General features: G+C 61.8%; 16 protein-coding genes, 1 tRNA gene and 3 pseudogenes. 14 read left to right on the forward strand and 6 right to left on the reverse strand.

All coding sequences use genetic code 11. The features are described from left to right. The 3 genes and pseudogenes from purH to dusB all read right to left on the reverse strand — a co-directional run. A pseudogene (gene purH, locus ABI546_RS15900) lies at window positions 1-218 on the reverse strand (bifunctional phosphoribosylaminoimidazolecarboxamide formyltransferase/IMP cyclohydrolase); the annotation flags it as partial. A 58-nt stretch (window positions 219-276) separates the two neighbouring features. Beyond that, window positions 277-513, reverse strand: coding sequence for a Fis family transcriptional regulator (locus ABI546_RS15905; protein WP_348047983.1), 237 nt, complete (start codon window positions 511-513; stop codon window positions 277-279). Then, window positions 510-1,598 (reverse strand): tRNA dihydrouridine synthase DusB, encoded by a 1,089-nt coding sequence (dusB, locus tag ABI546_RS15910; protein WP_348047985.1) that lies wholly within the window; start codon window positions 1,596-1,598, stop codon window positions 510-512. Before dusB ends, ABI546_RS15905 begins: the two co-directional genes overlap by 4 nt. Before the next feature lie 140 nt (window positions 1,599-1,738). Between dusB and ABI546_RS15915 the strand changes: the two are divergent. Then, window positions 1,739-2,221: pseudogene (locus ABI546_RS15915) on the forward strand (YqaA family protein). A 20-nt stretch (window positions 2,222-2,241) separates the two neighbouring features. On the opposite strand, the gene ABI546_RS15920 reads toward ABI546_RS15915, so the two are convergent. Together ABI546_RS15920 and ychF are read right to left on the reverse strand one after the other, a co-directional pair. Beyond that, window positions 2,242-2,979, reverse strand: coding sequence for an rRNA pseudouridine synthase (locus tag ABI546_RS15920; protein WP_348047987.1), 738 nt, complete (start codon window positions 2,977-2,979; stop codon window positions 2,242-2,244). Between the two features lie 119 nt (window positions 2,980-3,098). Further along, window positions 3,099-4,190 carry a redox-regulated ATPase YchF gene (gene ychF / locus ABI546_RS15925; RefSeq protein ID WP_348047989.1) on the reverse strand — a complete coding sequence of 364 codons (1,092 nt, stop codon included), beginning with the start codon at window positions 4,188-4,190 and terminating at the stop codon, window positions 3,099-3,101. 88 nt (window positions 4,191-4,278) lie between these two features. On the opposite strand from ychF, the gene ABI546_RS15930 reads away from it, so the two are divergent. Beyond that, window positions 4,279-6,123 carry a 7TM diverse intracellular signaling domain-containing protein gene (locus ABI546_RS15930; protein ID WP_348047991.1) on the forward strand — a complete coding sequence of 615 codons (1,845 nt, stop codon included), beginning with the start codon at window positions 4,279-4,281 and terminating at the stop codon, window positions 6,121-6,123. On the opposite strand, the gene ABI546_RS15935 is transcribed toward ABI546_RS15930, so the two are convergent. Further along, complete coding sequence (locus tag ABI546_RS15935) at window positions 6,108-6,983, reverse strand: MOSC N-terminal beta barrel domain-containing protein (RefSeq protein WP_348048011.1); 876 nt, start codon at window positions 6,981-6,983, stop codon at window positions 6,108-6,110. The two genes, ABI546_RS15930 and ABI546_RS15935, sit on opposite strands and share 16 nt — an antisense overlap. A gap of 129 nt (window positions 6,984-7,112) precedes the next feature. On the opposite strand from ABI546_RS15935, the gene ABI546_RS15940 reads away from it, so the two are divergent. The 12 genes and pseudogenes from ABI546_RS15940 to ABI546_RS15995 all read left to right on the forward strand — a co-directional run. Next, the gene (locus tag ABI546_RS15940) at window positions 7,113-8,234 is read left to right on the forward strand and encodes an FAD-dependent monooxygenase (protein ID WP_348047993.1); all 1,122 of its coding nucleotides are present in this window, start codon (window positions 7,113-7,115) and stop codon (window positions 8,232-8,234) included. Between the two features lie 34 nt (window positions 8,235-8,268). Next, a complete protein-coding gene (locus tag ABI546_RS15945) occupies window positions 8,269-8,985 on the forward strand; it encodes a DsbC family protein (protein ID WP_348047995.1) in 717 nt (238 codons plus the stop codon). A gap of 156 nt (window positions 8,986-9,141) precedes the next feature. After that, window positions 9,142-10,947 (forward strand): peptidase M61, encoded by a 1,806-nt coding sequence (locus ABI546_RS15950; protein ID WP_348048013.1) that lies wholly within the window; start codon window positions 9,142-9,144, stop codon window positions 10,945-10,947. Window positions 10,948-11,084: 137 nt separating this feature from the next. Beyond that, on the forward strand, window positions 11,085-11,882 hold the full coding sequence (locus tag ABI546_RS15955; RefSeq protein WP_348047997.1) for an enoyl-CoA hydratase: 798 nt from the start codon (window positions 11,085-11,087) through the stop codon (window positions 11,880-11,882). A gap of 294 nt (window positions 11,883-12,176) precedes the next feature. After that, window positions 12,177-12,253, forward strand: a tRNA-Met gene (locus ABI546_RS15960). A 148-nt stretch (window positions 12,254-12,401) separates the two neighbouring features. Then, a complete protein-coding gene (locus ABI546_RS15965) occupies window positions 12,402-12,866 on the forward strand; it encodes a hypothetical protein (protein ID WP_348047999.1) in 465 nt (154 codons plus the stop codon). A 113-nt stretch (window positions 12,867-12,979) separates the two neighbouring features. Beyond that, entirely contained in the window at window positions 12,980-14,335 is a 1,356-nt protein-coding gene (miaB, locus tag ABI546_RS15970) for a tRNA (N6-isopentenyl adenosine(37)-C2)-methylthiotransferase MiaB (protein WP_348048001.1), read from the forward strand. Window positions 14,336-14,365: 30 nt separating this feature from the next. After that, window positions 14,366-15,787, forward strand: a complete 1,422-nt coding sequence (locus ABI546_RS15975) for a HAMP domain-containing sensor histidine kinase (RefSeq protein ID WP_348048003.1) — start codon at window positions 14,366-14,368, stop codon at window positions 15,785-15,787. Then, window positions 15,771-16,457 carry a hypothetical protein gene (locus ABI546_RS15980; protein WP_348048005.1) on the forward strand — a complete coding sequence of 229 codons (687 nt, stop codon included), beginning with the start codon at window positions 15,771-15,773 and terminating at the stop codon, window positions 16,455-16,457. Before ABI546_RS15975 ends, ABI546_RS15980 begins: the two co-directional genes overlap by 17 nt. Beyond that, window positions 16,454-17,836, forward strand: coding sequence for a sigma 54-interacting transcriptional regulator (locus ABI546_RS15985; RefSeq protein ID WP_348048007.1), 1,383 nt, complete (start codon window positions 16,454-16,456; stop codon window positions 17,834-17,836). The genes ABI546_RS15980 and ABI546_RS15985 overlap by 4 nt, the downstream gene beginning before the upstream one ends. A gap of 230 nt (window positions 17,837-18,066) precedes the next feature. Next, window positions 18,067-19,689 carry a glucan biosynthesis protein G gene (locus ABI546_RS15990; protein ID WP_348048009.1) on the forward strand — a complete coding sequence of 541 codons (1,623 nt, stop codon included), beginning with the start codon at window positions 18,067-18,069 and terminating at the stop codon, window positions 19,687-19,689. Further along, window positions 19,665-20,264: pseudogene (locus tag ABI546_RS15995) on the forward strand (glucans biosynthesis glucosyltransferase MdoH); the annotation flags it as partial. The gene ABI546_RS15990 and the pseudogene ABI546_RS15995, both read left to right, overlap by 25 nt.

Here is a 20,264-nt window from a genome sequence, read left to right on the forward strand (position 1 = left end):
AGCAGGCCGCCATGGATCTTCGGGTGTAGCGTCTTGACGCGGCCGTCAAGCATTTCAGGAAAACCGGTGTGGTCGGCGACTTCGGTGACCGGCAGGCCCGCGTCAGCCAGCAGCTTGGCCGTGCCGCCCGTGGACAGCAGCTTGATACCCAGCGCATGCAGCGCCTGCGCGAATTCGAGGATGCCGGTTTTGTCTGAAACGGAAATCAGTGCGTTCATTTTTGTCTTCTCAAAAGGAGTATGGCCGGCAAGGGGCCGGGCCACGGGGTGCGTGTTGTTATTTGATGAGCTTGTGCTCAACCAGCTTCTTGCGCAGGGTGTTGCGGTTCAAGCCCAGCCATTCTGCGGCGCGCGACTGGTTTTGCTCGGCATGCTGCATGACGACTTCCAGCAGCGGCTTTTCCACCACCTTGACCATCATCTCGTACATGCCGTCAGGCTCGGTGCCCCGCAGGTCCTTGAAATAACCTTCCAGGCTGGTGCGTACGCACTCTTCGATATGTTTTTTGCTCATGCAGCAGCTTCTTCCTGATTTTCCTGATTTTTATCTTTGTTCACCCGTGCCTGCGCAGGCACGCCCTCGGCATCAACCTCGGCGGCAGCGGCCGGAATCCGGTCCATCTGCGCGCCCAGTTCCTCAAAAAACCCGCTCACAGCCTTCAGTTGCGCTTCGCAGTCTTGCAGCAGATTCATCTGCGCACGAAACGCCTCACCGCCGGGCAAAGTCTTCACATACCAGCCGATGTGTTTGCGCGCCGTGCGCACGCCGGTGTATTCACCGTACAAATCGTAATGGTCGCGTAAATGGTCCAGCAGCAGGCGCTCGACTTCTGCCACCAGCGGCGGCGCAAGATGCGTGCCGCTTGAAAGGAAATGTGAAATCTCGCGAAAAATCCAGGGGCGCCCTTGCGCCGCGCGGCCAATCATCACCGCGTCGGCACCGGTATAGGCCAGCACATCGCGGGCTTTTTCGGGGCTGGTGATGTCGCCATTGGCCACCACGGGAATGCGCAGTGCCACCTTGACGGCAGCAATCGTGTCGTATTCGGCGTTTCCCTTGTAACCCTGCTCACGGGTGCGGCCATGCACCGTGATCATCTGTACGCCGGCGCTTTCCGCCGCGCGTGCAATGGCCAGCGCATTCTTTTCAGCCCGGCACCAGCCCGTGCGCATTTTGAGCGTGACCGGCACGTTGCGCGGCGCGCAGGCCGCCACTACGGCCTCCACGATCTGCAAGGCCAGCGGCTCGTCCTGCATCAACGCCGAACCTGCCCATTTGTTGCAGACCTTCTTGGCCGGGCAACCCATGTTGATGTCGATGATCTGCGCGCCGCGGTCGATGTTGTACGCGGCGGCGTCCGCCATCATCTGCGCATCGGTGCCGGCGATCTGCACAGCGATCGGCGCGGCCTCACCCTCGTGGTTGGCGCGGCGCGAAGTCTTCAGTGTGTCCCACAGGTCGCGGCGCGATGTCACCATCTCGCTGACCGCGTAGCCCGCACCCAGCTTCTTGCTCAGCTGGCGGAACGGCCTGTCCGTGACACCGGCCATGGGCGCAACAAACAGGTTGTTTGCCAGAGCATAGGGGCCGATGTTCATGGGAAGTGAGCGCTGCGATTGCTGAAAAAGTAGGCACGATTGTACCTGCTTAAAATTTCAGCAATTGAAATTTGCACACGGAGTTGTAAGCGTCTTCCTGACACAGCGCCTGGCCAGCTTGCCTATACTCAAATAGATATATGGAAGCCTGGATTCACCGCCTGACAGAACTTTTGGCCCTACCCGAATACGGTCTGAGCACGGTGTTTGTGGTGTCATTCATTTCCGCCACGTTGCTGCCGCTGGGCTCGGAGCCCGTGGTGTTCGGCCTGGTCAAACTCAACCCCGCCATGTTCTGGCCTGCGGTGCTGGTGGCTACCACGGGCAACACACTGGGTGGCGCGCTGGACTGGTGGATGGGCTACGGCGCCCACAAAGTGGTGGACAAATACCAGCACTCCTCGCACCACGGCCGCGCCGTGCGGTGGCTGGAAAAACTCGGCCCCAAGGCCTGTCTGCTGGCCTGGTTGCCAGTCGTCGGTGACCCGCTGTGCGCGGTAGCGGGCTGGCTCAAGTTTCCGTTTTGACCTTGCCTGGCGTACATGGCCATCGGGAAATTTCTGCGCTACTTCATGATGACGGGCAGCCTGATCTGGGCGTTCCCGGGTGTTGTGACCGGATAGAGGACAGAGGCTGCCTGGGATCAGAAGCGTTCGTGAGGCAGCAGATAGCGCCACTGCCCGGGCTGCAACTGGCTCATGGCCACCCGTCCTATGCGCAGCCGCTTCATGCCCTCGACGCGCAAGCCAACGCTCTCGCACATGTAGGCGATCTGCCCTGGCACTTCGCCCTTCAAAGCAAAGCGCAGGCGGGTTTCACTTTGCCAGCTGACCTTGGCCGGCGGCAGCAATGCGCCGCGATAGGTGAAGCCGTGATCCAGACGATTGAGCCGCTCCAGGCCACCAGACTTGATGTCACCGCCGACATCGACAATGACTTCATGCTCCATCACGCGGGCGTCTTCGCGCAGCTTGCGTGTCACGCGCCAGTCCTGCGTCAGCACCACCAGCCCGCTGGCCGGCGTCGCCAGCGGCGTGACCAACTCCACGGTGGAGAAATGCTTCTTCAGGGGCCGGATGCCGGAGCGATCATCGGGCGACTGCATCGCCCCCGACAGCAGCGCGGCCGCCTGCGCCGCACCGTTGTCAGGCTGCGCTTCCTGGCCCGCGGGCTTGTGCAGCAGCAAGGTGACGGGCGTCATGGCCAGCAGGCTGGCATCCTTGTCGAGCACGATAGTCTGATTTGAAACCCGGAACTGGGGTTCTTCGATGGGCACGCCATCAACCGTGACCCAGCCACCTTCAATGTACTGCTCAGCCTCCCGGCGAGAGCAGGACAACATTTCGGCAAGGCGTTTGGCGAGTCGGACGGCTTCTGTCATGCGATCTGCAGATCCCTTTCAAGTGCCACCGTCGAACCGGCTCCGCCGGGCGACAGGCGGCGTCCCCTGCAAGGGGAGGATGGGCTACACGAAGTGAGCCCAGGCAGGGGTGTATACATCTAGCTGCTGAACAGGAAGTTCATCACGTCGCCATCCTTGACGACATATTCCTTGCCTTCGCTGCGCATCTTGCCGGCGTCTTTGGCGCCTTGCTCGCCCTTGAAGGAGATGTAGTCGGCAAAAGCGATGGTCTGGGCGCGGATATAGCCTTTTTCGAAGTCGGTGTGGATCACACCAGCAGCCTGCGGGCCGGTGTCGCCGACATGGATGGTCCAGGCTCGCACTTCCTTCACGCCTGCGGTGAAGTAGGTCTGCAGGCCCAGCAATTTGTAGGCCGCCAGAATCAGCCGGTTCAGGCCGGGCTCGTCCTGGCCGATCTCGGCAAGAAACATCTTCTTGTCTTCTTCGTCCATGTCAGCCATTTCGGCCTCCATCTTGGCGCAAATTGCCACCACCGGCGCTTTCTGGGCGTCGGCATAGGCTTTCAGGCGATCCAACAGCGGGTTGTTGTCAAACCCGTCCTCGGCCACATTGGCCACAAACATGGCCGGCTTCGCGGTGATCAGGAAAAACTGGCCTAGAAGCGGCAACTCTTCTTTGCTGAAATCCACGGTGCGCACGGGTTTACCCTCGTTGAGCGCGGCCTGGCACTTCTCAAGGATGACGACCAGCTTGGCCGACTCCTTGTCGCCCGAACGCGCGGTCTTGGTGACCCGATGCAGGGCTTTTTCCACCGCTGCGAGGTCAGCCAGACACAGCTCGGTCTGGATGACTTCAATGTCGGAAATCGGGTCTACCTTGCCGGCCACGTGAATCACGTTGTCGTCTTCAAAGCAGCGCACCACATTGACCGTGGCGTCGGTTTCGCGGATATGGGCCAGGAACTTGTTGCCCAGCCCCTCGCCCGTGCTGGCGCCCGCCACCAGGCCTGCAATGTCCACAAATTCGACGATGGCCGGAACAATGCGTTCGGGCTTGACGATTTCAGCCAATAGGGCCAATCTCGGATCGGGCACTTCCACGATGCCGACATTCGGCTCAATGGTGCAAAAGGGGTAGTTTTCGGCCGCGATCCCCGCTTTGGTCAACGCATTGAACAAGGTGGATTTTCCGACGTTAGGCAAGCCTACAATGCCGCACTTCAAACTCATGACAAACCTTCAAAAACAGGCTGAGAAGTGTATTCGATGCGCAGCTGACCAGGGATGGAGGGCTTTGTGGCAGGCATTCGTCATCTTTATGCTGACCAGTCTTTTGGGTACGTTCGCGCATCCCGCACAGGCCCAGCCTGTCGTGGCTTTAACCGATGCCAGGCCGACCCTGGATGTGGTGGAATCGGGTTTCGCATGGATTGACAGCGACGGCCAGGCCGGCATTGACCAATTGGCCGGGGGTCGGCCGGGGGCCCTGTTTGCGCCCTCCGGCGCCGACACGGTGTATTCGCTCGGCCCGCGCGCGGCGCTCTGGCAGCATTACCGCTTTGCCAGGTCGTCGGGCTCGCGCCACGACTGGTTGCTTGAGTTTCCCCTGCCCCTGCTGGACCTGGCGACGGTGTACCAGCGTGCCCCGTCGGGGGGATGGACTGCCGAAACCGCCGGGGACACCGTGGCGGTCTCCACCTGGCCCGAACCCGGCCGTTATGGGCATTTCCGCCTGAACCTGCCGGACAACGGCGTGCATGACGTGTATGTGCGCATACAGCACCAGACGGAAGTCAGCATTCCGGTTCGGGTCAGCACACGAGCCAACCTGACTCAGCGGCTCCAGCTGGAATACCTTGCGATTGGCGTGGTATTTGGCGCACTGGTGCTGCTCATCATAGCCTGCGTCGTCCAAAGCTGGGTCTACCACGACCGGGCCTACGGGTGGTACTCCGTGTACGCGATCATCATGGCCCTTGTCGTGGCTGCCTGGACGGGTGTGGCGGGCCATTTCCTCTGGGGTAACTTCAGCACCTGGAACAACATGGCGCAGGGTTTCCTGGCCATTCTGGGCGGCGGCTCGGCGCTACTGGTTGTGCATCACCTCTGCGGCACTGGTTCACGCCACAAATGGTTTGAGCGGCTTGCCTACTGGACCGGCATGGCGGGCGGGCCGATGGCGCTAATGTATCTCGCTCTGGAGCGCGGGCTGGGCGTGAGCCTCCTGAGCGTTTACCTGGTGGTCGTTGTTGCGCTGGGAACAAGCCGGGCCTACATGACGTGGCGGCGCCAGGACGTCGTGGGTTTCTGGGTGTTGGCGGCTTTTTCTCCGCTGGGGCTGGTAACGCTTCTTACGGTGACCAGCATCCTCGGCCTGTTTTCCGTGCCGTGGCTGTATCACTACGGCCTGATGGCGGCGCTAACCATCGAGGTGCCCCTGCTGCTCGTGGCGCTGAACACGCGTTCACACGAACGCCACGCAATAGAAGCGCGCGAGCAGGCCATGTCCAGCCAGGATGCCCTCACCGGCCTTCTTGCCGGCCACCTTTTCCACGACCGCTTCAAGCAGGTGGTGGGCCGGGCACAGCGCTACAAGGAGCCCGCTGCCGTGGTGTACATCGAACTGGTCAACTACCGGTATATCAAGAAAACCTGGGGCACGGCGGTAGCCGAGCAAAGCCTGCTGCGCAGCGTCATCAAGCTGCGCCGCATTCTGCGCGACGTGAACACGGTGGGGCGTATCGACGAGGCACGATTTGGGCTGATCCTCGAGGGCGTTGCGTCGCGCCCGCCAGTCACCGATCTGGCGGCGCGCCTGATCGCGGCCGGCCTCATGCCGCTCAAGGGCCTGAAGCCTGAGGTGGTTTTGCAATTTCATGTTGCAGGCGTGCTGCTCAACGAGCGCCTTGGCAGCCATGAGGAAATTTCCACAGCCCTGGCCGATCTTTTGCACAGCATGGCAGCACGCACCCGCCGGCCCATCCGGTTTCTGGAACCGGAGTCAACGCACCCCATGCCGCTGGACACCGAATCGGCACCGGACAGCCTTGAAAGCGGCCCGCCATCGTCGCACGCGCCCCATTCCTCTCATGCCCCTCACCCCCCAAAGACCGGTGCCGCACACTCACCACTGAGGGCCGTCAAAAGTCACTCAAACAGATAGCTGGCGCCCGCAGTCTGGCCTACCTTGAGCTGGTGGTCAATGCCCGCCAGCACGATGGCATTCATGCCGAACGTCAGCGCGCCGTTGACCCGCGCATCCTGGCGATAGGTTTGCAGCATATCGCCGACCTCAGGACTGCTGAGAGCGGTCGCGGGGTCGATATTGGGAATCGGGCAGCGCGGGCAGGGCTTGACCGGTTTGAGCTGAACCATGCCTTGTTCGGTCGCGACATGCATCGTGTCAATGCGGTCTTCGTCATGTGGCGCCAGGCCGTCGGCACCCACCGCATCGCCCAGCACAATGTTCGGCCGAAAGCGCTCCATCGTCACGGCAGGTGTGCCGGCCGCCACCAGTTTTTCGTTGAAATGTGCCAATGACGCTTCGCTGATCAGCAGCACCGGATACCCGTCGCTGAACTGGTTCAAGGCCTCGACGCCGCCGGTCCATTGCGGGCTGCAGACCCGCTTGTGTTCGGGATCGAACCGCACCAGGCGTGCGGTTTGCCCCAAGAAGTCCGTGAACCACTGGGCTGCGATGGCGCCCATGTCGTACGCCTGCACGTCATCCTTCCAGACCCGCACCCGAACCGGTTCTTCCACCTGGTCCAGCGCAATGTGAAGTGCCAGCATGCCGGGTGCGCGCAGCACCATATCGTGGTGCCGGAGCTGCGGCTTGATCAAAGCCATGCGCGGAAGCTCGCGTTGGGTGAGGAACTCTCCCTTGCTGTCCACCACCATCCAGGCTCGGTCAAATTCCAGCCCCGTTTCGGTCAGGATGGCCTCCTGCACCTGAACCCCCGCACAGGATTTCACCGGATAAACATACAGACGTGAAATCACGGCCGACAGGTCTGACGGCATGTCGACCGCCGCTGATGTGTTCTTTGATGAATCGCTCACGTCTTCCAGGCCTTTATGTTCATGAATGCGGATCTGTGGACCAGGAAGGCCCAAAAAGGAGCAATTTTGCACTGCCTCCTAAAATGAGGCATGTCCAAGACCTTTGATGTCTGTATTCGCGGCGACGGTGTGGTGGGCCGCACGCTGGCGCTGTTGCTGGCGCGCGAGCGCCTGCGCGTCGCATTGGTGACCCGGCCCGTAAAGCCCCCCGGCGCACCTACCGCGACCGATGTGCGCGCCTATGCCCTTAACAGCGCTTCACGCGGCGCGCTGGAAACCCTGCGCGCCTGGCCTGATGAGGCCTTCGCTACACCCGTGGCTGAAATGCAGGTGTGGGGAGACGATGGCGGCAAGCTGGATTTCACCGCACGCAGCGTGGGTCAGGACGCACTGGCCTGGATTGTGGATGTGCCGGCACTGGAGCTGCAACTCAGCCAGGCGGTCCGCTACCAGCCGCAAATCGAGACCCTAGACGCCCCCGCGAAGGCGTCACTCCATGTGATCTGCGAAGGCCACAAAAGCGCCAGCCGCGAGGAGTTCGCGCACATACGGCCGATCAACTGGACGGTTAAACCCTATCCGCAAAAAGCCATCGCAGCAAGGCTTGAGCTGGACAAACCGCATGGCGGCATCGCCCGCCAATGGTTTACCGGCGGGGAAATTCTGGCGCTTTTGCCTTTATCTGGCGCCAACGGGAACTTGGTGGCGCTGGTGTGGTCTGTCTCTGTACAGCGCGCCAACGCACTCGAGAAGATGCCGGCGGAAGAATTTTGCGAGGCCTTAAAAACCGTCTGCGGTCAGGAAACCGGCAGCTTGCGGTTGACGAGCGAGCGCGCAGGCTGGCCGCTGTCCCTGTCAAGCGCCGGACATTGGGTAGGGCCCGGCTGGGCCTTGGCGGGCGACGCGGCGCATACAGTGCATCCGCTGGCGGGTCAGGGGTTGAATCTGGGCCTGGCCGATGCGGCCTGCCTGGCAGAGGTTATCTCACAACGGGAGTACTGGCGAGGGTTGGGCGACGAAAAGCTGCTGCGACGCTACGAAAGGGCCCGCAAGGCCGACGTGGCGGCGATGGGTGCGGTCACCGACGGGCTGCACGGGATTTTTGCGCAGACCGATGGACGCTGGCAGGCCTTGAGAAACTGGGGCATGAAGGGGTTTGAACGCAGCGATTTTCTCAAGCAATGGCTGACGCGGCAAGCCGCCGGTTTATAGCAATAGCGAGATAGCGAAACACACTGGAACCGAAATGAAATTTTTGAAATCGATCGCCGTGCTCGGCTTGATGGCCTTCAGCTTGGTTCCCGCTTTTGCGCAGGAAGCTGTCATTCGCAAAAACCTGGCCGAGAAATTCCCGGCGTTTGCGAAAATCGACGAAGTCACTAAAACACCGATGAGCGGGCTTTATGAGGTGCGTCTTGGCTTTGACATTTTCTATACGGATGAGCAAGGCAACTACCTACTGCAGGGCCATCTTCTGGACGTAAAAACCCGAAAGAACTTGACGGAGGAACGCATTGGGAAACTCAGTGCCGTCGACTTTGAAAAGCTCCCTTTAGGTGACGCTGTCAAGATTGTTCGCGGCGATGGCAAACGCAAGCTCGCGGTGTTTGAAGACCCCAATTGCGGCTACTGCAAACGCTTTGAACGCGACCTCACCAGCATTGACAACATCACCGTCTATCTCTTTCTTTACCCCGTGCTCGGGCCGGACTCCATTTCCAAGTCGCGCGACATCTGGTGTGCCAAGGACAGGGCAAAGTCCTGGAACGACTGGATGCTGCGCAACGCCACGCCCGTAACGGCCGAATGCAATATCGCAGCCATCAAACGGAACCGCGATTTCGGCCAGAAATACAACATCACCGGCACACCCACCCTGATTTTTGCCAACGGGTCCCGCACACCGGGCGCGGTCAGCGCGCAAGAAGTCGAAAAAATGCTGGTAAGCGCAAAAGCCCCTTAAGGCAATTCAAACATCCTTCAACTAGAAATCTCCCTGTAACCCGTATCAGACAGGCGCAAGCAGCTTCTTTTTTGATAGCAAGAGGTGTTTTCGAGCGCACCATCATGAACGCGCTATGGCCGGTCACTCGTCGACCTGGAGTATTCTTTGCACAAGATGCCAGGCACTCAATCACACTCCCTTCCCCCTCTTCACTACCGCGTCGAAACGGGCGACCTCCACGCCCACCTCTTTCGCGTGACCCTCACGATTGCGGAACCTGAGGCTTTGCAGAAAGTCTCGCTGCCGGTGTGGATTCCGGGCAGCTACCTGGTCCGCGAGTTTTCAAAAAATCTGCAGAAGCTGGAAGCCCGCCAGACCGGCCGCACACCGCTTCACGTTGAGCAACTCGACAAATGCACCTGGCAGGTGCAATGCTCTCCCGCCAAACCGCTGGTACTGCACTACGAGGTGTACGCCTTTGACAACTCCGTACGCAGCGCCTGGCTGGACAGCCAGCGCGGTTTTTTCAATGGCACCAGCCTGTGCCTGAAAGTGCAGGGCCGCGAGAAAGCGGTGCACGTTCTGGAAATTCCTGAACCCAAGGCCGTCGATGGCTGGTCACTGGCTACCGGGCTGATGCCGCGAGCCGTCAACCGACGCGGATTTGGCAGCTATGAGGCGGCCGACTACGACGAATTGGTGGACTGCCCCGTGGAAATGGGGTGTTTCTGGAGCGACACCTTTACCGTGCGGGGCGTGCCGCACCGGATGGTGGTTGCCGGCGCAGCGCCTGGCTTCGACGGCGCCAGACTGCTGGCAGACACCCAGAAGATTTGCGAGGCAGAGATCCGCTTCTGGCACGGCGCAAAAAAACCGCCTTTCCAAAGCTATCTGTTCATGCTCAATGCGGTAGATGACGGCTATGGCGGGCTCGAGCACCGCAATTCAACGGCACTGATCTGCAACCGCAAGGACCTGCCGCACCTGGGCGACGCCCGCACCGCGGAGGGTTACACCACGCTACGAGGCCTCATCAGTCATGAGTACTTCCACACATGGAATGTCAAGCGGCTGCGCCCCGCGGAATTTGAACGCTACGACTATGGCGCCGAAAACTATACCGGGCTGCTGTGGTTTTTCGAAGGCTTCACCAGTTACTACGACGACCTGTTGCTGCGGCGCGCAGGCTTGCTTGACAACGCGGCCTACCTGAAGCTGCTCAACAAGACCATCAACCAGGTCATGCAGACGCCGGGGCGGGTGGTTCAGTCGGTGGCCCAGGCCAGCGTCGATGCCTGGGTGAAGTACTACCGCCAGGATGAAAATACGCCCAACGCCACCGTGAGCTACTACACCAAGGGGGCCCTGGTGGCCCTGTGTTTTGACCTCGCACTACGCGCCGAAGGCGGAGCCGCCAGAGGTGCGACACTGGACAACGTGATGCGCGCACTCTGGCTGCGCTGCAAAGCCGGCCCCATGCGCGAGGCCGATTTCTTAGAGGAACTCGAAGCAGCGGGGCACCGCCCGTTCACCGCCGAGCTGGCCCAATGGGTGCACGGACACGAGGAACTACCGCTCAAGAATTTGCTGGAAAAGCACGGCGTGGCCGTCATTGAAGACCCTGCCCAACTGGCCCAGCGGCTGGGTCTTCGCGCCAGCGAAACCCAGGGTGTGGTGCTGATCAAGACGGTATTGCGTGGCGGCGTCGCCGAACGCGCCGGTTTTGCGGCAGGCGATGAATGGCTGGCGGTGGAACCGGTTTCCCGTGCCGGAGGCCGGCCGCCGGAAAGCGGCTGGCGCATGAGCCGGCTTGATGACTTGCCGCACTATGCGGGCACGGCCAAAAAAATCATCGCCCTGGTGTCACGAGACAAACGCCTGATGAGGCTCGAGCTGGTCATGCCGCCCGCGCTGACCACATGGCGACTTGCCGTACGGGACGCCGCCCTGATGGATCACTGGGTGGGCCAAAAAGCCTGAACGCGGACGTTTCTCCGGAAAAATGTCCACGCCTTCCATGTCATCGTGGCGGCATCCCAAGGCAGTCTGCGCAAGCCGCCTTCCTCCGCAGCCATGGCATCATTGCCCGACGCATTTTTTTGCCAAAGGACTTACTCATGTCTTCCCCGATCTACGAAACCATTGAAACCCGCACCGAGGGCCCGGACGCCCGAAAGGTGGGGATCGTCACACTGAATCGCCCCAAGCAGCTCAATGCGTTGAACGACCAGCTCATGAACGAGCTGGGCCAGGCGCTCAAGGCATGGGATGCCGACGACACGGTCGGCTGCATCATCCTGACCGGCAGTGAAAAGGCTTTTGCCGCGGGCGCCGACATCGGCGCAATGGCTACCTACAGTTTTGCCGATGTTTACAACAACGACTACATCACGCGCAACTGGGAGCAGATCCGCAGCATCCGTAAACCCGTGATTGCCGCCGTCAGCGGCTTTGCCCTGGGCGGCGGTTGTGAGCTGGCGATGATGTGCGACTTCATCATTGCCGCCGACAACGCAAAGTTCGGCCAGCCCGAAATCAAATTGGGCATCATTCCCGGCGCCGGTGGCACGCAGCGCCTACCCCGCGCCGTGGGCAAGGCCAAAGCCATGGACATGGCCCTGACCGGCCGCATGATGGATGCGCAAGAAGCCGAACGCTCAGGCCTGGTGAGCCGCGTGGTGCCGCTGGAAAAACTTATGGACGAAGCGCTGGGCGCAGCGCTGCTGATTTGCGGCTTCGGCCAGCCTAGCGTGATGGCGGCCAAGGAGGCCGTCAACCGGGCATTTGAAAGCGGCCTGAGCGACGGCGTGATGTTCGAGCGGCGCCTGTTTCATTCGCTGTTTTCGACCGAAGACCAGAAAGAAGGCATGGATGCCTTCGTCAACAAGCGCAAACCGGTCTTTAAACACAAGTAACGGCCCCCACGGTCGCGCACTTCGTGTCGCTCCCTGCCCCCCGAGGGGGCCGCCCGCCTGCGGTCTGGCGAAGCCAGTCCCGCGGCTCATGCTGGTTGAAGAGTTCATTGGGCATTACCAGTGGGGGCCGTGGAACCGGCTTTGCCGGGCCACAGGCGCCGCCCCGGAGGGGGAACGGGCTACACGCAGTGAGACCCGGAAGGGGGGAGTTCATTTCACTGCCCCCTTGAGGGGGAACAGGCTACACGCAGTGAGCCTGGACGGGGGTGGTTTTATAGCTATAATCTTGGGTTCGGTCGTATAGCTCAGTTGGTTAGAGCGCAGCATTCATAATGCTGATGTCGGTGGTTCAAGTCCACCTACGACCACCACAAATACTTTCAAAGCCCCAGAGGGTCCCCTCCCCTGGGGCTTTGTTCATTGTGTTTTGGGTTTTCCTGATCCGTTTATGGCACTTTATGGCGCGATCCCGCCATTCTTTGCTATCCTTTTGATATTCACAGCCTCTGGACACACACCATGAACCGCTGCAGCTTCCGTTTCACTCCCCTTTTGCTGGCGCTGGCCGCATCCGCCGGCCTGCTGGGCCTGCCAGCCCTGGCGCAGACCGATTCAACCGAAGTGGTCAAACCCAACGTCAGGAAATTTCCCGCCAAGGCCGTCCGCGGTGAAATGGTGGTGGTGGCGCCACCGGTCATCTCGATGAACGGCAAGCAGGACAGGCTCTCCGTGGGTTCCCGCATACGTGACATCAACAACCATTTCGCCCTGTCCGGCGCTCTTCTGAACCAGAAGCTGGTGGTGAACTACACGCGCGACAACCTCGGCCAGGTGCATGAGGTCTGGATCCTGAATCAGGAAGAGGCGAAGGAAAAGCGGCCGGGTGGCACCGAGACGATTTTCAATTTCAACACCGGCACCTCTGCCAAGCCGGCAGACGACGGCAAGACGCCGTACGACCAGTTACCTGCGTACAAGCAGTAACGTTGCCGTTTCAGCATTAAATTGGCCTGACGCCCTTTCAAAACGGGCGCAAGCAGCTATTTATTTGATAGCAATCGGGCAAGCCTCACCGAACAACGCAACCCGTCCGCATCATGAGCAAAAAAGTCTTCATTAAAACCTTCGGCTGCCAGATGAACGAGTACGACTCGGACAAGATGTCCGATGTGCTTCATGCCGCCGAGGGCTACGAACCCACCCAGGACATGGAGCAGGCCGACCTGATCCTGTTCAACACGTGTTCCGTTCGCGAGAAAGCCCAGGAAAAGGTCTTCAGCGATCTCGGCCGCGTCAAGCACCTCAAGGAAAAAGGCGTGCTGATCGGCGTCGGCGGCTGCGTGGCCAGCCAGGAGGGTGCGGCCATCATCCAGCGCGCGCCGTATGTCGATGTGGTGTTTGGCCCCCAGACCCTGCACCGCCTGCCGCAGCTCCTGGCCAACCGCTCCAGGCTGGGCAGGCCCCAGGTTGACATCAGCTTTCCCGAAATTGAAAAGTTCGACCATTTGCCGCCCGCGCGGGTCGAGGGCGCGAGCGCCTTCGTGAGCATCATGGAAGGCTGCTCCAAGTACTGCAGCTACTGCGTGGTGCCCTATACCCGCGGCGAAGAGGTCTCGCGGCCTTTTGAAGACGTGCTGGTCGAAGTCGCAGGCCTGGCCGACCAGGGCGTCAAAGAAGTCACGTTGTTGGGCCAGAACGTCAACGCTTACCGCGGCCCCATGGGCTCGGATAGGAAGTCCGGCGCCGAGATCGCCGACTTCGCCACGCTGCTCGAATATGTCTCCGACATCCCGGGCATTGAGCGCATCCGCTACATCACCAGCCACCCCAACGAGTTCACCCAGCGCCTGATTGACGCCTACGCCAAGCTGCCCAAGCTGGTCAACCACCTGCACTTGCCGGTACAGCACGGCTCGGACCGCATCCTGATGGCGATGAAACGCGGCTACACGGCCATGGAATACAAAAGCACCATCCGCAAGCTGCGCGCCATCCGCCCGGACCTGGCCATGAGCAGCGATTTCATCGTGGGCTTTCCCGGCGAAACCGAAGACGACTTCGGCAAGATGATGAAACTGATCGACGAGATCGGCTATGACACGTCGTTCAGCTTCATCTACAGCCCGCGCCCCGGCACACCCGCAGCGGCGCTGCATGACGACACACCGCACGAGGTCAAACTCAAGCGCCTGCAGCATTTGCAAGCCACCATCGACGACAGCGTGCGCGCCATCAGCGCCAGCCGCCAGGGCACGGTGCAGCGTATTCTGGTGGAAGGCACTTCGCGCAAGGACCCAACCGAACTCATGGGCCGCACGGAATGCAACCGCGTGGTCAACTTCAAGGGCCAGCCGCGACTAATCGGCCAGATGCTGGACATCACCATCACGCAGGCCACGCAGCGCTCGCTGCGGGGCGAAGTCCTCACGCGGGACCTCGCCGTTGCGGCCTGAAGCAACGCCCTGCTGACATTTCCCGCACTCATGCTGCAACGTTTTTCGTTCCGGCAACTCCTGGTGATCGCTTTCCTGCTGATCGCCGCCCTGCTGGGCGCCGCCTCGCTGCGGGCGCTGTTTACCCTGGAAGACCTTTCGCTGCAAAGTCGGAGCAACGCCGCGCGAGCCCTCGAACTGAGCGGCGCCGCGCAATCCCTTGCGGAGCGCAGCGTCTCCATGGAACGCACTTCGCGCCAATCGGTTGTTCTGGATGACCGGGTATTGCGCGAGCGCTTCGCAGAAGAATTCCGCGAAGCCGTTGGTATTTTGACGGGCCTGGCGCGTGAAGACATCCCGGTGGCCAAGGCCCGGGAGTGGCGCGAACATATGCAGACCATCGACAGCCTGCTGACGGGCCCGCCCGGCACGGGGCTGGATCGGGAGCGGCAGCTGGCGCAGGAGTTTCGCGCGCTGGAAAGCGTCAACGCCGCCATTGCCGTGCAGGTGCAACAGGCCATACAACAGCGCAACAAATCGCTGGAAGGCAAGCTGGAGGCCAGCCGGCTGCGGCTGACGCAACAGGTCACCTGGGCGATCGTGCTGGCCGTCGCCATGGCGCTGGCATTCGGCATATGGTTCACATTGCCGCTCAGGCGCCTGGAGAACGCCATCGTGGGCCTGGGAGAAAACCGGCTTGACCAGGTCATTACCATTCAAGGGCCGGCCGACCTGGCCCTAGTGGGGCAGCGCTTGAACTGGCTGCGCCTGCGGCTGGTGGAGCTGGATGCCGACAAGTCGCGGTTCTTGCGCCATATCTCGCACGAACTCAAGACACCGCTGGCATCGCTGCGCGAAGGGGTGTCGCTGCTGGAAGACGGCGTGGCCGGCACACTGAGCAACGACCAGCGCGAGATCGCGCAAATCCTCAGGCACAACACCGGCGTGCTGCAAGGCCAGATTGAAGACCTGCTGCGCTTCAACACGGCGGCATTCGAGGCGCGCCAGCTGAACCGGCAAAGCGTCGATCTGCTCCAACTCCTGGAGGAGCAGGTTTATGCGCAACGCCTGCAATGGCGCGCACGCGAACTGACCGTCACGGTGGTCGGCGAGCCCCTCACCATTGAAATAGACGCCGAGAAAATCGGCACCGCCCTGGCCAACCTGCTGTCCAACGCCATCCGCTATTCACCGCCCAGGGGGCTGATCCGGTTGGAGCTCAGCCCGCTGCGCGGTTTTGTCCGCATTGACATCCATGATCAGGGCGTGGGTGTGGCAGGGGCTGACCGGGATCGGATTTTCGAGCCCTTTTACCGCGGCGAACGCCAGCCTTCCGACGTGGTGCGTGGCAGCGGGATTGGCCTCTCAATCGTCCATGAATACATTGCGGCGCACGGCGGAAGCATCTCCCTGATGCCGGACCAGCCTGGTGCACACTTCAGAATAGAGCTACCTCATGCCTCCAAATACTGATTTCTTCTCTCGGCTGCTTGCGCACCGGATCCCCGGGCGCGGCGCAATTCCGGCCGTTATGGCGGCGGCCTTGCTGGTCGCGTGCACTGGCGGCCCCGTCCCAGAGCGCAGTGCCAACACGGCAGCCGTTCAGGCAGCCCGGGCGGCAGCCACTGCCGCCGAGGCCGCGCGGGCCAGCGCCAGCCAGTCCACGCCACTGTCAGAGGCGGTCGTTTTTGCCAGCGGCATGACGCTGCGCATGCTCGCGTATGCCGAAAGAGTGCGCATCATGCCGCCAGCCGAACTCACGCAAGAGGCCAGCCGGCTCGGCGACGCAGCCAGCCCCGAGGCCCAGATTCAGTTGTCGCTGGTGCTGAGCCAGCTGCGCCAGCTGCCCGAACTGATACGTGCCCAGGAACTGCTGGCCCGCGTGCTCGGTAACGCCGACGCCCAGCCGCTGCACCCCTTGGCGCGGCTGCTGGCGTCGCGCTACGCCGAGCAACGCCGCCTGGAAGAACAACTCGACAAACAGAACCAGCAGCTGCGTGACGTGCAGCGCCGCCTGGACCAGACCAACGAGCGCCTCGAAGCGCTCAAGGCGATTGAACGCAGCCTGACCAGCCGCCAGCCCGCCGCCCCGGCCTCTGTGCCAACGCCTCCTGCCAACCGGCCCCGGCCGAGCGCGCCATGAGCGATTCAGCCATCGGCCACTCACCCCATCTGCTCGTGGTGGACGACGACGCCGACATGCTGCGCCTGCTCACCATGCGGCTCACAGCGGCAGGTTACCGCGTCACGGCCGTCACCTCGGCTGAAGCCGCGCTGACCCAGCTGCACATCGAGCGGCCACAACTGGTGCTCAGCGATGTGCGCCTGCCCGGCCGGGACGGCCTGGCGCTGTTTGACGATATCCGCCAGCAGCACCCTTCCCTGCCGGTGATTCTGCTGACCGCGCACGGCACCATTCCAGACGCCGTGGAGGCCACGGAACGCGGCGTGTTTACCTATCTCACCAAGCCTTTTGACGGCAAGGGCCTGCTTGACAAGATCGCCCAGGCCCTGGCGCTGAGCGCGCCCGCCAGTTCAGCCAAACGAGGCAGCCCCGAAGCCTGGCAAAACCAGATCATCAGCCGGTCTAGCCGCATGGCCGAGGCGCTGGCCGAAGCGCGCATGGTGGCCCAGTCAGACGCCAGCGTACTGCTGCGCGGCGAAAGCGGCACGGGCAAAGAGCTGCTCGCCCAAGCCATTCACCAGGCCGGTGCGCGGGCCAGCAAGCCGTTTATCGCTGTCAACTGCGGCGCAATTCCGGAGGCCCTGCTCGAGTCCGAACTGTTCGGCCACGTCAAGGGCGCCTTCACCGACGCAGTGGCCAACCACAAAGGCCTTTTTCAGGCGGCGGACGGGGGCACCTTGCTGCTCGACGAGATCGGTGACATGCCGCCCGCCCTTCAGGTCAAGCTGCTGCGCGTGCTGCAAGAGCGGGTGGTCCGGCCGCTGGGCTCCAGCCAGTCGATTCCTGTGGACGTGCGCATCATCTCGGCCACGCACCGCGACCTGGACGCCGCCATGGCCGAGGGGCAGTTCCGCGCCGACCTGTATTACCGGCTCAATGTGGTCACGCTGACTTTGCCACCGCTGTCAGAGCGACGCGAAGACATTCCGCTGCTGGCCAATCATTTCCTGCTGAAGCTTGCAGCCAAATACGACAAGCGCCTGAGCGGCTTCGCGCCCGAAGCCATCAAAGCCCTGACCACCGCCGCCTGGCCGGGTAATGTGCGCCAGCTCTACAACGTGGTCGAGCAGGTTTGCGCCCTGTTGACCACGCCGCTGGTGCCGTTGGCGCTGGTGCAGCGGGCCTTGCGTTCGCCCAGCGTGCAGGTGCTCACTTTTGCCGAGGCCAAACAACACTTTGAACGCGACTACCTGGTCGGGTTGCTCAAATTGACCGACGGCAATGTGGCCGATGCGGCCCGGCTGGCCGACCGGAACCGCACGGAGTTTTATCGCCTGATGCAAAAACACGGCCTCACGCCGGGCCACTTCAAGGCTGAAAGCTCCGGCTCGTCCTGAGCCTTGTCGCTGCGCCGTCGGGCGCCGTCGCTGGCTGGCGACAGCCTTAAGCCGTTGATTTAAAACAATTTAAGCAATCGACACCCAGAAGTTGTCGCTCACTGGCGACAGAAACAGCGATTCCTGGCGCATTTTCGCCGGCTTACATTTTGTCAAATCAAGAATCGCATTCAACTCATTGATTTAAAACGATTTTTTTAAGCTGGCACAGGGTTTGCCCTAGTCATGGCATGCCAGCTTTGTTCCCGCCTTTTTTTGCCTCCCCCGGCAACTGCAATCGCCGCAGCGGTTTGCGCTGGCGAGCCCGGATTGCGGCCTGCGCGAGCTTGGTGGCGCTCACGTTCGCAGCTGGCCAGGCGCAGGCTTTCGACCTGGAGGATGTGGCCGCTATCGCGCGCCAGCGCTCACAAGCGCCCTGGCGCGAGGCCTCCCACGCAGTGCCAACCGAGTTGGCCAAGATGGAATACGACGACTACCGCGACATCCGTTTCAATGCCGCCAGCACGCTGTGGCGCGCCGACAACCTTCCCTTCGAAGCGAATTTTTTCCACGTCGGACGGCACGGTGACTCGGTGCGCATTCACGAAATCACGACAAACGGCGTGAAGCATCTGCCGTATGACCCCGCGACGTTCAATTTCGGAAAAAACAAATTGTCACCCGAGACCTGGGGCGACCTGGGCCACGGCGGCGTGCGCTTCTTCAGCAACCTCAATTCACCCACCTACAAGGACGAGCTGGTTGTGTTCACCGGCGCCACCTACTTCCGGGCGCTGGGCTCGGGCCAGCGATACGGCCTCTCGGCACGCGGCCTGGCGGTCGACACGGCTGGCGGCGTCGGCCGCGCCAAGGAAGAGTTTCCGCGTTTCACGGATTTCTGGCTGCAAAAACCGGTGGGCGACAGCACGCAGCTGACGGTCTTTGCCGTGATGGATTCAGAGCGCATGACAGGCGCCTATCGCTTTGACATCCAGGCCGGGGAGCAAACCACCACCAATGTGCAGGCGCGCATCTTCATGCGCCCGGCCGCTACCTCCGGCAATAGCGCGCCCGTGACTTCGCTGGGCATTGCGCCGCTGACCAGCATGTTTTTCTTTGGCGAAAACCAGCCTTTTCCGGGTCAAAAATCCGGCGACTTCCGCCCCGAGGTGCACGATTCCGACGGCCTGATGATGGCCACGGGTGACGGCGAATGGCTGTGGCGTCCCCTGCAAAACCCCGCCTCCCCGCTGGTGACATCGTTCGCCATGAAGTCGCTCAAGGGCTTTGGCCTGATGCAGCGCGACCGCGCTTTTACCAATTACGAAGACACCGAGGCCCGCTACGAGATGCGGCCCAGCGCCTGGGTGACGCCCGTGGGCGACTGGGGCGCCGGCCGTGTCGAGCTGTTTCAATTTGCCACGCCCGATGAAACGCACGACAACGTGGCGGCCTATTGGGTGCCTGAAAAAATGCCGGCTCCCGGCCAATCGCTGGACATCGCCTGGCAAATCAGCTGGCAGGGCAAAAACCAGCAACGGCCGCCCAACGGCTGGGTGACGCAATCGCGCCGCGGCTTCGGCTACGCAAAAGCCGGAACCGACCTCAAGGACCAGGTCCAGTACGTCATCGACTTTGCCGGCCCGGCGCTGGACGCGCTGACCGAGGACGCCAAGGTCGAAGCCTTCTCCAGCGTCAACGCCAACGGCCGCGTGCTCGAAAGCCTGGCCTACAAAAACCCCGCCACTGGCGCCTGGCGCATGACGCTGCGCGTGCAGCGGCTGAACGCGGCCCAGCCTGTTGAGCTGCGCGCCTTCCTCAAACACGACAACCACACCGTAAGCGAAACATGGACCAACCTGATCACACCCTGACCACCCCTGCCGCGCAGGGCACCCGCAGTACCCTGCGTGAGGAACGTCATCCGAATTCGGTCACGGCGCCGCCGCTGAACCGCGGCTCCATGGCGCCGCGGCCATGGCGTGGCTTCTGGAACAGCATGGCAACGGCCGTGCTGCTGCCTGTGCTGTCGATTTTCAAGGCGGGTACACCTACCCCTCGTGCGCTGCCTGCGGCCCGGCTTGAGCCCTGGCAACACGCTGCCCGGCGCCGGCGCACGGTGTTTTTGCTGCTGACGGTTATCAGCACCGTGCTGGCCACCAGCATTTTTGCGGACATGCAGCCCGACTACGACAACGCCTGGCTGCAATACGGCCAGATCACCCTGTTTGCATTGCTGTCGGCTTGGGTAGTCACCGGCTTCATGACCGCGATGATGGGTTTTTACGTGACGATTTACGGTGACAAGCACGCGCTGTCGGCCAAAAAAGTCCAGCACGTTCCGCTGGATGCGTCCACGCGCACCGCGATCATCATGCCGATCTGCAACGAGGACGTGCGCACCGTGTTCGCCGGCCTGCGCGCCACCTGCGAGTCGGTCGCGATGACC

The sequence above is a fragment of the Polaromonas sp. genome (assembly GCF_039932935.1).
Lineage (GTDB): Bacteria > Pseudomonadota > Gammaproteobacteria > Burkholderiales > Burkholderiaceae_C > Polaromonas.